8 protein-coding genes, 3 tRNA genes and 3 rRNA genes are annotated in these 13368 nt (G+C 65.6%); 1 reads left to right on the top strand and 13 read right to left on the bottom strand.

Annotated features, from left to right (window positions below; genetic code table 11):
* The first annotated feature begins 12 nt into the window (after positions 1-12).
* Positions 13-297, top strand: a complete 285-nt coding sequence (locus ACNHYB_RS12560; RefSeq protein WP_418275673.1) for a DUF4235 domain-containing protein — start codon at positions 13-15, stop codon at positions 295-297.
* Between the two features lies 1 nt (position 298).
* Here ACNHYB_RS12560 and ACNHYB_RS12555 read toward each other — a convergent pair whose 3' ends face one another.
* From ACNHYB_RS12555 to ACNHYB_RS12495, 13 genes are all read right to left on the bottom strand, one after another.
* Positions 299-1018, bottom strand: a complete 720-nt coding sequence (locus ACNHYB_RS12555; protein ID WP_418275672.1) for a PAS domain-containing protein — start codon at positions 1016-1018, stop codon at positions 299-301.
* A gap of 93 nt (positions 1019-1111) precedes the next feature.
* Positions 1112-2053, bottom strand: coding sequence for a sulfite exporter TauE/SafE family protein (locus ACNHYB_RS12550; protein WP_418278046.1), 942 nt, complete (start codon positions 2051-2053; stop codon positions 1112-1114).
* Positions 2054-2173: 120 nt separating this feature from the next.
* On the bottom strand, positions 2174-2632 hold the full coding sequence (locus tag ACNHYB_RS12545; RefSeq protein ID WP_418275671.1) for an RrF2 family transcriptional regulator: 459 nt from the start codon (positions 2630-2632) through the stop codon (positions 2174-2176).
* Between the two features lie 22 nt (positions 2633-2654).
* A complete protein-coding gene (locus ACNHYB_RS12540) occupies positions 2655-3911 on the bottom strand; it encodes an AGE family epimerase/isomerase (protein WP_418275670.1) in 1257 nt (418 codons plus the stop codon).
* Between the two features lie 241 nt (positions 3912-4152).
* A 5S ribosomal RNA gene (rrf, locus tag ACNHYB_RS12535) occupies positions 4153-4269 on the bottom strand.
* A 138-nt stretch (positions 4270-4407) separates the two neighbouring features.
* Positions 4408-7522 (bottom strand): 23S ribosomal RNA (locus ACNHYB_RS12530).
* Positions 7523-8032: 510 nt separating this feature from the next.
* Positions 8033-9556 (bottom strand): 16S ribosomal RNA (locus tag ACNHYB_RS12525).
* The 16S, 23S and 5S rRNA genes sit together here, the layout of an rRNA operon.
* Before the next feature lie 1261 nt (positions 9557-10817).
* Positions 10818-10890 (bottom strand) — tRNA-Arg (locus ACNHYB_RS12520).
* Between the two features lie 149 nt (positions 10891-11039).
* Positions 11040-11131: transfer RNA gene (locus ACNHYB_RS12515), tRNA-Ser, on the bottom strand.
* 211 nt (positions 11132-11342) lie between these two features.
* Positions 11343-11430 (bottom strand) — tRNA-Ser (locus ACNHYB_RS12510).
* A 90-nt stretch (positions 11431-11520) separates the two neighbouring features.
* A complete protein-coding gene (locus tag ACNHYB_RS12505; protein ID WP_418278045.1) occupies positions 11521-12075 on the bottom strand; it encodes a GTP-binding protein in 555 nt (184 codons plus the stop codon).
* 394 nt (positions 12076-12469) lie between these two features.
* Entirely contained in the window at positions 12470-12886 is a 417-nt protein-coding gene (locus ACNHYB_RS12500; protein ID WP_418275669.1) for a DUF742 domain-containing protein, read from the bottom strand.
* Positions 12887-12893: 7 nt separating this feature from the next.
* Positions 12894-13343: a roadblock/LC7 domain-containing protein gene (locus tag ACNHYB_RS12495; RefSeq protein ID WP_418275668.1), complete on the bottom strand. Its 450-nt coding sequence runs from the start codon at positions 13341-13343 to the stop codon at positions 12894-12896.
* Positions 13344-13368: the final 25 nt, after the last annotated feature.

Raw genomic sequence — 13368 nt, 5'->3', positions numbered from 1 at the left:
TCAGGAGGACCCGTGGTACTGCAGGAGCACGGCGAGCCGACGCTGGCCGTCAAGATCGGGACCGTCGCGGCCACGTTCGCCGCCGGCTGGGTGGCCCAGAAGCTCATCAAGGTCGCGTGGGAGAAGGCCACCGGCAGCGAGGCCCCGATCGACGTCGACGCGGACGAAATCCCCGTCGTCCAGGCCATCGTGTTCGCCGCCGTCACCGGTGGCGTCGCCGTCCTCGCCCGGCGCCTGGCGCGTCAGGGCGTCTCGAAGGCGTTCGACCGCCGCGCGGACAAGGTGTCCGTCGTCTGAGTCAGGAGTCGCTGGGCCGCCGCCGGGCGAGCTGGGCCTCGTGCCCTCTCGGCCGGTCGACCGGGTGCACGGACGCCAGGGCGCCCTCCAGCCGGTCGACGGGTTCGCCCTCGGTCCTCCACGCCGCCACCACCTGGGCCGCGGCGACCTGCACCGGGACGCCCGCCCGCGCGGCGAGGTCGGCCAGGGACGCACCCGCCTCCGCCTCCCCGACACCGCGCACGATCATCAGGGCGCCCTTGACCTGCTCGACGGCGGACGCCGCGACCATCGCCCGGCCGACGGCCCGCTGCGACTCGCGATCGAGCGCCTCGCGCGTCACGGGGCTGATGTCCAGCACGTAGCCGACCACCTGGACCGTGGTGCCGTCGGAGTCGTACTTGCCCTGCCCGGTGACGACGACGGTGCGGGACTTGCCGTGCGGGTCGACGATCCGGTGCGCGCTCGCGAACGGACGTCCGCCGCGCAGGGCGACCGCGGCCGTCCGGAACACCCGCGAGCGGTCGTCGGGGTGGGTGCGTGCGCGGATGACGTCGATGCTGGGTTCGAGCTCGCCGGGCTCCTGCCCGTGCAACCGGTAGACCTCGTCCGACCACCACGTCCGACCGGTCTCGACGTCGATCCGATACCGGCCGACCACGAGCTGCGTCCCGGTGGCGAGAACCTCCGCGACGGCCGAGAGGCCTGCGGCCTGGGTCCTGTGCGACGTCGGCGCAGTCATGGTCACCCCTTGGTCAACGCGGCCCTCGGTAGCCGCTGCCGGTTGCGCCCACGGTACCCCGGGTGCCGATGAGCGCCACCCGGGGCCGATCCTTCACCCGCGCGAGACCTCGGGCCCGACCCCGTCGACGGCCTGCGCCGACGCTCCGACGGCGGCCGGGACCGGCTCCGCGAGAGCTTTCTGCGCACGGTGCGCCCGCACGGACCAGACGACCGCGGCGGCCCAGACCGCGGCGATCAGGGTGAGGGTGCCGGCGAACCAGGAGCCGTCGACCTCGAAGGTGGTGAGCAGGGTCCGTGCGTTCGTGAGGACGATGAGGCCGCCCACGGCAGAGCCCAGGACCCGGGGCGGCACGATGCGGACCAGGTAGGCCGCGATCGGTGCCGCGACCAGGCCGCCGACGAGCAGTGCGACGGCCCATCCGGCGTCGATCCCCGCCGTGCCGAGACCGACGAAGAACCCGAGGCTCGCGGCGATCGCGACGAAGAACTCGCTGGTGTCGATGGACCCGATCACCTTGCGCGGCTCCATGCGCCCGCTGGCCAGGATGGCCGGCGTGCCGACCGGACCCCAGCCACCGCCACCCGTGGCGTCGACGAACCCGGCGACCAGGCCGAGGGGGGTGAGGAACCGCTTGCGCAGCGGGGTGCCGAGCCGGTCGGTGCGCAGCCCGCGGAACGTGAAGCGCAGCAGCACGTAGAGGCCCAGGGCGAGCAGGATCACGGAGATGAGCGGCTTGGCGAGGTCGGTCGCGAGCCACGAGAGGAACGTGGCACCCACGAAGGCACCGACGGCACCGGGGACGCCGATCCTGCCGACCACCTTCCAGTCGACGTTGCCGAACTTCCAGTGCGAGATCCCCGACGCGAGGGTGGTCCCCACCTCGGCGAGGTGGACCGTCGCCGAGGCCATCGCGGGGTTGGTGCCGATGGCCAGCAGCAACGTCGTCGAGGTGACGCCGTAGGCCATGCCGAGGCTGCCGTCGACGAGCTGGGCGGCGAAACCGACGATTGCTATGAGGACCAGCGTCTTCATCATGACTCCCAGGTAGTAAACCGACCAGACATGTAGGGATACTAGACATAGGTGGTCGCGCTCGTCCACCGTCATCTCAGGACGAGGACGACTTCACCCTGCGCCGGCGGACCGGTGCCGTCAGGGGTTCTCCCAGGCGTCGGCGTCCTGCACCAGCAGCCGGACGGACTCCGGGATCGCGCCCGCAGCGATGTCCGCCACGGTGACCTGCTCGAGGACCGCGCGGACGTTGGCGCGCAGCGCCACCCACACGTCCAGCAGCGACAGCGCCGCCCCCGTGTACTCGAGGTCCGCGGGCCGCTCGTCCCGCACGTACACCAGCGGCCCGTCCACCGCCCGGACGACGTCGGCGATCGTCACCTCGCTCGCCGGCCTCGACAGGGCATACCCCCCGCGCGCCCCCCGCCGGCTCACGACGATGCCGTCGCGGCGAAGGTCCCTCAGGATCGCCTCGAGGAAGCGGTGCGGGATGTGCTGCGCCGTCGCCAGCGCCTCGGCGGAGACCGGATCGGAGCTTCCCGCAGCCGCCAGCTCGACGGTGGCGCGAACGGCGTAGTCGGCCTTCGCGGAAACTCTCACCAGTGGTCCTCTCGGTCGCCTCTCAGCCGGTGACGTCGCCACCGAGCGCGAACAGCTGCCCGATCGTGCGCGCGCCGCCCGCGAAGGACCCGGCCAGGGGCAGCTCCGGCAGGATGACAGCCTGAGCAGCATGGTAGACGTCCGGCTTGCCGATCCAGGTCCGCCCCGACGGCCGGTTGTCCACGTCCAGCTCGTGGAACCAGGAGCCGCCCTCATGGTCCACGAGGTGGTCGTCGATCCACTCCCACCAGCGTGCCGCGTCGTCCTCGTACCGCTGCTCACCGGTCACCCGTCCCAGCACGTCCGCCGCGGCCACCGCCTCGGCCGCCACCCAGTGGAACCGTCGTGCCTCCACCGCCGCACCGGACCAGTCGGTCGTGTACACGAAGCCGCCCGCAGGGTCCCAACCGTCGGCGGCCGCACGGTCGTAGAGCGCGACCGCGGCCGCGGTCCGGTGGGAGGGCGTCCCGCCGGCGACGTCGAGCTGGAGCAGGAGGCGCGCCCACTCCAGACCGTGACCGGGGGTCGCCCCGAAGGGCTTGAACGGGTCACGGGGGTGGTCCGCGTTGAAGTCGAGCAGGACGTTCCACCCGGTGTCGAAGTGCTCGGGGATGCGCCAGGAGTTCTGCGCGGCCCACCCCACCACCCGATCGGCGATGGCCACGGCCCGGGCGATGCACTCCGTGTCCCCCGTCGCGTCAAAGGCAGCCAGCAACGCCTCGACCGCGTGCATGTTCGCGTTGACGCCGCGGTAGGGGGCGATCGTCGACCAGTCCCGTGAGCACTCGTCCGCATGGAGCCCGGCCCTCGACTCCCAGAAGCGTCGGTCCAGGCACGTCAGCGCCGAGTCCAGGAGCTCCCGCGAGCCGTCCACGCCGGCCTGCACGCCCGTCGAGGCGGCGAGCACCACGAAGGCGTGGGCGTACGCCTGCTTGGTGGCGTCCCCGTCTTCATCCGGGGTACCGACTGACGCAAACCATCCGCCGTAGGTCCCGTCGTGCAGGATGTCGGCCAGCGCTCCGATCGTCGAGCGAGCCCCCTCGGCCGCACCGGAGACACCCAGGATGGCGCCGAGGCCGAGGACGTGCGCCATGCGGGCCGTGATCCATGTGTCCACCCGACGATCCAGGAGCGGCTCGAGGTCGTCGTCGAGCCAGCACGCAGCACCGTCCTGACGCAGCGAACGTCCAGCCACATCGACCAGGGACCGGAAGTGCTCCCTGCGCTGTGCCGCGGTGCGCACACCGGGGAAGGACGTCAGGGCTCCGTCGCTGCTCACCACGACATCCTAGCGGCCGCGCCGGATCCATCTGAAGCGCTTCAGTACCCGCTGTGCGGGAGCCCTGGTCGGATCCTCCCTGTCGCGCCACCTCGTGCTGACCTGTCCTGCCGTGCTGCCGTGCTGCCGTGCTGCTGGTGGCGGGTTCGCCTGCGAGGTGCGCAGAGCTGCGATCGTGGGGGGTGCCCGGAATGCAGCAAGGCCCCCCAACCGGTGGTTGGGGGGCCTTGTTGTGAATGGTGTCCGGCGGCGTCCTACTCTCCCACCCCGTCTCCAGGGCAGTACCATCGGCGCTGAAGGGCTAAGCTTCCGGGTTCGGTATGGGACCGGGCGTTTCCCCTTCGCTGTGACCGCCGTAACGTTGTCGAGTTGTTCGGGTTTCCCCCCTTGTTGTGGTGGCTGGTGTCAACGGGTGTGTTGACGGCCTGGCCGGCCTGGGGGGGGGTGGTGCCCGTTTCTCGGGAACCGCACAGTGGACGCGTAGCATGTTTTGTGGTGTGTGAAGTTGTTGGCTGATTAGTACCGGTCAGCTGCGACAGTCTTTGGTCCTGTCTTCCACTTCCGGCCTATCTACCCAGTGGTCTAGCTGGGTGCCTTCACCCCTCGAGGGGGATGGAAACCTCATCTTGAAGCAGGCTTCCCGCTTAGATGCTTTCAGCGGTTATCCCTTCCGAACGTAGCGAACCAGCGGTGCTCCTGGCGGAACAACTGGCATACCAGAGGTTCGTCCGTCCCGGTCCTCTCGTACTAGGGACAGCCCTTCTCAAGTTTCCTGCGCGCGCAGCGGATAGGGACCGAACTGTCTCACGACGTTCTAAACCCAGCTCGCGTGCCGCTTTAATGGGCGAACAGCCCAACCCTTGGGACCTACTCCAGCCCCAGGATGCGACGAGCCGACATCGAGGTGCCAAACCATCCCGTCGATATGGACTCTTGGGGAAGATCAGCCTGTTATCCCCGGGGTACCTTTTATCCGTTGAGCGACGGCGCTTCCACAAGCCACCGCCGGATCACTAGTTCCGACTTTCGTCCCTGCTCGACCTGTCGGTCTCACAGTCAAGCTCCCTTGTGCACTTGCACTCGACACCTGATTGCCAACCAGGCTGAGGGAACCTTTGAGCGCCTCCGTTACATTTTGGGAGGCAACCGCCCCAGTTAAACTACCCACCAGGCACTGTCCCTGGTCCGGATCACGGACCGAGGTTAGATGGTCGATGCGGTCAGAGTGGTATTTCAACGGCGACTCCACTCGCGCTGGCGCGCGGGTTTCATAGTCTCCCACCTATCCTACACAAACCGCACCGAACACCAATACCAAGCTATAGTAAAGGTCCCGGGGTCTTTCCGTCCTGCTGCGCGTAACGAGCATCTTTACTCGTAGTGCAATTTCGCCGAGTTCGTGGTTGAGACAGCGGAGAAGTCGTTACGCCATTCGTGCAGGTCGGAACTTACCCGACAAGGAATTTCGCTACCTTAGGATGGTTATAGTTACCACCGCCGTTTACTGGGGCTTAAATTCTGGGCTTCGCCGAAGCTGACCCGTCCTCTTAACCTTCCAGCACCGGGCAGGCGTCAGTCCGTATACATCGTCTTGCGACTTCGCACGGACCTGTGTTTTTAGTAAACAGTCGCTTCTCCCTGGTCTCTGCGGCCCTCACCGCTTCCCCCAGCAAGTGGGTTCACGGATCAGGCCCCCCTTCTCCCGAAGTTACGGGGGCATTTTGCCGAGTTCCTTAACCACGATTCTCTCGATCGCCTTAGTATTCTCTACCTGACCACCTGAGTCGGTTTGGGGTACGGGCGGCTAGAACCTCGCGTCGAGGCTTTTCTTGGCAGCATAGGATCACCCAGTTCCCCCGTACGGGTTCTCTGTCAGCTCTCACCCTTGATGCTCTGCGGATTTGCCTACAGAGCGGGCTACAGCCTTGGACGTGGACTACCATCGCCACGCCGGGCTACCTTCCTGCGTCACCCCTGTTAATACGCTTACCTACTACCGGTTTGGGTCGCACGCCGCCTCGTCAGGTGTCACCCGAAGGTGACGGTTGACGTCTTGGGGTGCTGAGCATCACCGGGCTCGGTATGGGCGGTTCTTCGCCGGTAGGAGAATATCAACTCCTTGTCCATCGACTACGCCTGTCGGCCTCGCCTTAGGTCCCGACTTACCCAGGGCGGATTAGCCTGGCCCTGGAACCCTTGGTCATTCGGCGGACGGGTTTCTCACCCGTCATTCGCTACTCATGCCTGCATTCTCACTCGTGTAGTCTCCACCGCTGGATCACTCCGCGGCTTCACTGCCCACACGACGCTCCCCTACCCACCCACACTCCTGAACACACCTCAAGGATGTGCTGGGATATTGTGTGAGTGCCACGGCTTCGGCGGTGTACTTGAGCCCCGCTACATTGTCGGCGCGGAATCACTTGACCAGTGAGCTATTACGCACTCTTTCAAGGGTGGCTGCTTCTAAGCCAACCTCCTGGTTGTCTGTGCAACTCCACATCCTTTCCCACTGAGCACACGCTTAGGGGCCTTAGCCGGTGGTCTGGGCTGTTTCCCTCTCGACTACGAAGCTTATCCCCCGCAGTCTCACTGCCACGCTCTGGCTTACCGGCATTCGGAGTTTGGTTGACGTCAGTAACCTGGTGGGGCCCATCGGCCATCCAGTAGCTCTACCTCCGGTAAGGAACGCGTGACGCTGCACCTAAATGCATTTCGGGGAGAACCAGCTATCACGAAGTTTGATTGGCCTTTCACCCCTAACCACAGGTCATCCCCTCAGTTTTCAACCTAAGTGGGTTCGGTCCTCCACGCCGTCTTACCGGCGCTTCAACCTGCCCATGGCTAGATCACTTCGCTTCGGGTCTAGACCCGGCGACTGTATCGCCCTATTCGGACTCGCTTTCGCTACGGCTTCCCCACACGGGTTAACCTCGCCACCGAGCACTAACTCGCAGGCTCATTCTTCAAAAGGCACGCCGTCACCCCTGCTAGGGAGGCTCCGACGGATTGTAGGCACACGGTTTCAGGTACTATTTCACTCCCCTCCCGGGGTACTTTTCACCTTTCCCTCACGGTACTGGTCCGCTATCGGTCACTAGGTAGTATTTAGGCTTAGCAAGTGGTCTTGCCAGATTCACACGAGATTTCTCGGGCCCCGTGCTACTTGGGATCCCCTCCACCAGGCCGCACCATTTCGTCTACGGGACTCACACCCTCTACGGTCCGCCTTTCAATGCGGTTCGACTATGACACGGCTTTCTTACTGGTCCCAGGACTGTCAGATCCTGAAAGAAGGTCCCACAACCCCGCACACGCAACGCCTGACAGCTTGACACGTGCACGGTTTGGCCTCATCCGCTTTCGCTCGCCACTACTCACGGAATATCTCTTCCTGCCGGTACTGAGATGTTTCACTTCCCGGCGTTCCCCCCTACACCCTATGTATTCAGATGCAGGTGACCCAACATGACTTGGGCCGGGTTCCCCCATTCGGACACCCTCGGATCACAGCTCGTTTGCCAGCTCCCCGAGGATTATCGCAGGCTACCACGTCCTTCTTCGGCTCCTAGTGCCAAGGCATCCACCGTGTGCCCTAAGAAACTTCGACACACTCTACAAAATTGCTACAGAAATCCAAGAAACAAGCACCCCCTCAAAGAAGAGGTGCCGCTTGAACATCTGAGATGCTCGCGTCCACTGTGCAGTTCTCAAGCAACGGACGAACCCGCCGGCCCCCGTGCCACCAACCCCGCGACCAGACCCCCTCCCCTCCAGGGAAGAGAACCCAGCACCAGGCGGTATGACACCAGCCGACGACCCGCGTCGTGAAACCCCCGACCATGGCCGGTTGCCTCAGGACCCAACAGTGTGCTCTCCCAGCCAACCCCGACACCGAGACCCGTTCCCACCAGCAGACCCCCGAAGGAACCCACCAGCTGTACTGGACGCCTCGACCACCAGGGCCGACCGTACGGTCAATGTTCCACCCAGAGCAGCCACCAGACACACGAACGGTGCCTCGAGCGGCCTGCATGGACCCCAGCTACCAGCCCCACCAGCAACCCACCCGAACGGGCGAGCACACGCCGACGAGACCACCAGGGCCACGTGCTCCTTAGAAAGGAGGTGATCCAGCCGCACCTTCCGGTACGGCTACCTTGTTACGACTTAGTCCCAATCGCCGGTCCCACCTTCGACCACTCCCCCCGGAAAACCGGTTGGGCCATGGGCTTCGGGTGTTACCAACTTTCGTGACTTGACGGGCGGTGTGTACAAGGCCCGGGAACGTATTCACCGCAGCGTTGCTGATCTGCGATTACTAGCGACTCCGACTTCATGGGGTCGAGTTGCAGACCCCAATCCGAACTGAGACCGGCTTTTTGGGATTCGCTCCACCTTACGGTATCGCAGCCCTCTGTACCGGCCATTGTAGCATGCGTGAAGCCCAAGACATAAGGGGCATGATGATTTGACGTCATCCCCGCCTTCCTCCGAGTTGACCCCGGCAGTCTCCCATGAGTCCCCGGCATAACCCGCTGGCAACATGGGACGAGGGTTGCGCTCGTTGCGGGACTTAACCCAACATCTCACGACACGAGCTGACGACAACCATGCACCACCTGTGCACCGACCTTGCGGAACAACCATCTCTGGAAGCGTCCGGTGCATGTCAAGCCTTGGTAAGGTTCTTCGCGTTGCATCGAATTAATCCGCATGCTCCGCCGCTTGTGCGGGCCCCCGTCAATTCCTTTGAGTTTTAGCCTTGCGGCCGTACTCCCCAGGCGGGGCACTTAATGCGTTAGCTGCGGCACGGAACTCGTGGAATGAGCCCCACACCTAGTGCCCAACGTTTACGGCATGGACTACCAGGGTATCTAATCCTGTTCGCTCCCCATGCTTTCGCTCCTCAGCGTCAGTTGCGGCCCAGAGACCTGCCTTCGCCATCGGTGTTCCTCCTGATATCTGCGCATTCCACCGCTACACCAGGAATTCCAGTCTCCCCTACCGCACTCTAGTCTGCCCGTACCCGATGCACGCCCCAGGTTGAGCCTGAGGTTTTCACACCAGACGCGACAAACCGCCTACGAGCTCTTTACGCCCAATAATTCCGGACAACGCTTGCGCCCTACGTATTACCGCGGCTGCTGGCACGTAGTTAGCCGGCGCTTCTTCTGCAGGTACCGTCAACCGAAGCCTTCTTCCCTGCTGAAAGAGGTTTACAACCCGAAGGCCGTCATCCCTCACGCGGCGTCGCTGCATCAGGCTTTCGCCCATTGTGCAATATTCCCCACTGCTGCCTCCCGTAGGAGTCTGGGCCGTGTCTCAGTCCCAGTGTGGCCGGTCGCCCTCTCAGGCCGGCTACCCGTCGACGCCTTGGTAGGCCATCACCCCACCAACAAGCTGATAGGCCGCGAGCCCATCCCCCACCGAAAAACTTTCCAACCCACACCATGCGATGCAGGCTCATATCCGGTATTAGACCCCGTTTCCAAGGCTTATCCCGAAGTGGAGGGCAGGTTGCTCACGTGTTACTCACCCGTTCGCCACTGATCCACCCAGCAAGCTGGGCTTCACCGTTCGACTTGCATGTGTTAAGCACGCCGCCAGCGTTCGTCCTGAGCCAGGATCAAACTCTCCGTAAAAGAGAGAAAACACCACAACACCCCGAAAGATGCGCGATGCCAATCGATACTGGCCAGACCAAACAAACTAGCAAAACTAGCTGTCCAATCTAGTCCAAAGGAACCAATAAGGTTCAAAATTTGGCATTGACTATCAAGCACACTGTTGAGTTCTCAAACAACCGACACACACCATCAGAAGCCAGAACAACCGTCCCGACCCCCTCCGGGGCAACCCCTCTAACTTAGCAGTTCCGGATTGTCTTCGCAAATCGCTCGGATCCGTAGATCCTCGCCATTCCTGACAAAAGGAACACGCCCCACGTCACCAGAACGCAATACGTCCCGGTCCAGAAGGATGTGGTGGCCAGCTCCGGCCCGGCCACCGGTACCCAGCCTCTCGGCTGTCTCCTCGGTGTCCGTCGGCCTGTCGGGCTGACTCAGAGAACATTACAGACGTCTTCCGTCGGAAGTCAACGCGGTGCAGCGTGGCGCGCGCCACTCCCTCGACACCTCCCTGGGTACTCACCCGTCATGCCGTCATCGTCGGTCGCACCACCGGTCGATCTGGACGCCGGGCGACGGCTCGGTGGCAGGCGCTGGAGGCGGAATCCTTGCCGGCTGGTCTCGCGGGCCCCGGATCGTCCGGCGCAACCTGGCCGGTCTGCCTGCCGACGCTTCACCACGGTCGTTTCCACGCCGCGGCGCCTGCCGTGCACAGGCAGTGCACCCTCCCGCTCAGACAGCCCCCGGCATCGAGCACTTCCGTGGCGACGGGCGGCAGCCTCCTGGGCGACCCCAGGGCAGCGGGCGGGCACCCCGTTCGGGCGACCCGATGGAAGCGGGCGACGCGCACTCCCTCAGACAGCACCGGGCGTCAGCCGGCCGCGGGGGCACCGGCTGATCCCCGGCGACGAGCGGCACCCGGCGCAGGCAGCTCCGGAGCGTTGCAGCTCTTGAGGTGCCGGGTGTGCCCGAACAGGAGAGGCGAATGCACCGGCCGACGGCCGTACGGAGCGCTCACTGGACGCAGGACCGAGCTGCGAGCTGATCATCGGCCGAGTGCGGTCGTCGAAGCCGCGATCGCGACGCCGGCGACAGGGAATGTCCTCGAGCCAGGACGGCGGTGGGCGGGGTCTCGAGCGAGCAGGCGATCACGCCGACGGCCTGATCGGCATCCACCGGCGCTGCCGCGCCGCAAGCTTCGAGGGGAAGCATGGCCCGGTTGCCGACAACGACGAACGGCCCGATCCCCGGTGGGATCGAGCCGTTGGTCTGCGTGTGCGCCCGGAGGGATTCGAACCCCCAACCTTCTGATCCGTAGTCAGATGCTCTATCCGTTGAGCTACGGGCGCCTACCGGCCGGAACTCGCGTACCGGCCGACGAGAACATTACCGCGCCGGGCGCCGAGCGCCAAACCCGATCCGGCGAACGTGACCCAGGCCACCTGGACCGACCTGCGGGAACAGAAAAGGCCCCGGGCGACGAGCACCGGAGCCTTCCTGGCGGAGACGGCGGGATTTGAACCCGCGAACGGGTTGCCCCGTTACCACCTTAGCAGGGTGGCGCACTAGACCAGACTATGCGACGTCTCCATGACAAGGCCCCGTCAAGGGGCCGCAGCGACCAGGGTACCGGCCGACCGTCCTCTGGGGCAAAACGCACGACCGGCGCACCCGCCACGCGTCATCACCCCAGGTCAGCACCTCAGGTCAGTGCGGACAGCGCCAAGCCGAGACCGACCCAGCTCGACCTGTCCGGCGTGCGGGGGCGCGGCGTCCACGGACGCCACGCCCCCGGCCGAGTTGGCGGAGGGCGCGGGATTCGAACCCGCGGTTGCTCGCGCAACAACGGTTTTCAAGACCGTCACATTCGGCCGCTCTGTCAGCCCTCCAGGCTCCGGATTCTATCCGGAGCGCAAGCGAGGCCGACGCGGCCGCCGGGGTCGGTGCTCCGACCCCGACGGCCACCGTCGGCCTCGTGCTCAGCTGGCCGTGCCGCCCGTCCGCAGCTGGCGCATGGCGAGCTGGACCAAGGAGATGAGCGTCTGCTTCGTCGCAGCGCGTGACCTCGCGTCGGTGTACAGCATGGGGACGTGCGCCGGGATCTGGAGCGCCTCACGGACGTCCTCCAGGCGGTGCTTCGCCACGCCGTCGAAGCAGTTCACGCCCACCACGAACGGCACGCCGCGCTGCTCGAAGTAGTCGATCGCCGGGAAGCACTGCTCGAGACGGTCCGTGTCCACCAGGACGACCGCACCGATCGCCCCGCGGACCAGGTCGTCCCACATGAAGAGGAAGCGGTCCTGGCCAGGGGTGCCGAACAGGTAGAGCCAGAGGTTGCCGGGCAGCGACACCCGCCCGAAGTCCATCGCCACCGTCGTGGTGGTCTTCCGGTCGGTCACGCCACCCGCGTCGTCGACGCCCACCGAGTGCTCGGTCATCGCCGCTTCGGTGTTCAGGGGCTCGACGTCGGAGATCGAGCCGATGAAGGTCGTCTTGCCGACCGCGAACCCGCCCGCGACCACGATCTTGGTCACCGTCGGAGCCGCGCCGGCAGTGCCGGGGGTCGGCGCAGCGGCCGGGGCAGCCTGCGCGGCCGGCTGAGCAGGGGCCTGCGACTGTGCCGGCGTCTGCGGCTGTGCTGCTGCGCCCGCCCGGTCGTCGGCCTGCACCGCAGGCGACGCGTCGAGCGTCGCGGCCGGGGCGGCGCCCGTCGACGACGCGGCGGCCGGGCTCGAGGCCGACTCGCTCTGGTTGCGGGCCGTCCCCGTGGTACCACCGAGCACGCTCTGACGCGCCGGTGTGCTCGGCGCCGCAGCAGGGCTCACGGCCGCGGCCGGCGCAGGCGCCGGTGTGGCCCACACACCCGACGGCTGCGAGACCGGCGCCCAGGCAGGGGCCATGGCGCCGGAACCCTGGGGCGCCGCGCTGTCAGAGGGCGGAAATGCCATTGAGAACACTCTCCAAGACGCTCAGGGAAAGACCCGAGTGGTTGCTGCCGTGGCCCGTGTGGACGTTCACCGGGGCCGAGGTGTGCACGGTGATGTGGCCCTCCTCCTGCATGTCCGCCACGAGGATGCGGACGACACCGAGAGGAAGCTTCAGCAGTGCCGAGAGCTCGGCGATCGACACGTAGGTGTGCGCCGCGTGCTGAAGGATGGCCCGCTTCTCAGGGGTCAGGCCGAAGCTGCTCACAGCACCCGGCATGACCTCGACCAGCGCTTCGAGCGGCAGGTCGGACATGGAGGAACGGACGCGGCCACCAGTGACCGCGTAGGGACGCACCGTGGAAGCCTCGTAGCTGTCCGCGGTCTGCGAGCCCTGGGAACCGAACGGTGCGTGTGCCATGGCTGCCTCATCCCACCCGCACGGAGCGGACAGCGCCGTCGACGGGGAGGTTGCCACGCATCTCCGAGATGAGCTGCGGGGTCAGGGTCGCCTCGGTCCGCGACACCAGGAGCGCCATCTCGTAGCCGATGAGACCGATGTCGCAGGTCGCCTCGGCGACGACCGCGAGCACGGACCCGTTGGAGACGTTCATCAGGAACAGGAACCCGTTGTCCATCTCGATGATCGCCTGGCGCACGTTGCCGCCGTTGAGCTGGCGGGACGCGCCACGGGTGAGGCTCGACATGCCCGACACGATCGCGGCGAGCTGGTCACCGCTCGTCCGGTCGAGCTGGTCCGACATCGCCATGAGCAGACCGTCGGCAGAGACCACCAGGGTGTGGCGGCTGCCCGGCACGGTCCGGACGAAGTTGTCGAGAAGCCACCCGAAGTTGGTTGCTTCAGTACTGAGGGTCACGCTTCCTCCTCGTCAGGTGCGCGTG

Source organism: Isoptericola jiangsuensis, from assembly GCF_048320105.1.
Classification (GTDB): Bacteria; Actinomycetota; Actinomycetes; order Actinomycetales; family Cellulomonadaceae; genus Isoptericola; species Isoptericola jiangsuensis_A.
This window is presented reverse-complemented; position numbering and strand designations above follow the sequence as displayed.

Bases quoted from the DNA above. Each gene is read 5' to 3' on its own strand.
- ACNHYB_RS12550 (WP_418278046.1), bottom strand. From the start codon at position 2,053: ATGAAGACGCTGGTCCTCATAGCAATCGTCGGTTTCGCCGCCCAGCTC.
- ACNHYB_RS12555 (WP_418275672.1), bottom strand. From the start codon at position 1,018: ATGACTGCGCCGACGTCGCACAGGACCCAGGCCGCAGGCCTCTCGGCC.
- ACNHYB_RS12500 (WP_418275669.1), bottom strand. From the start codon at position 12,886: ATGGCACACGCACCGTTCGGTTCCCAGGGCTCGCAGACCGCGGACAGC.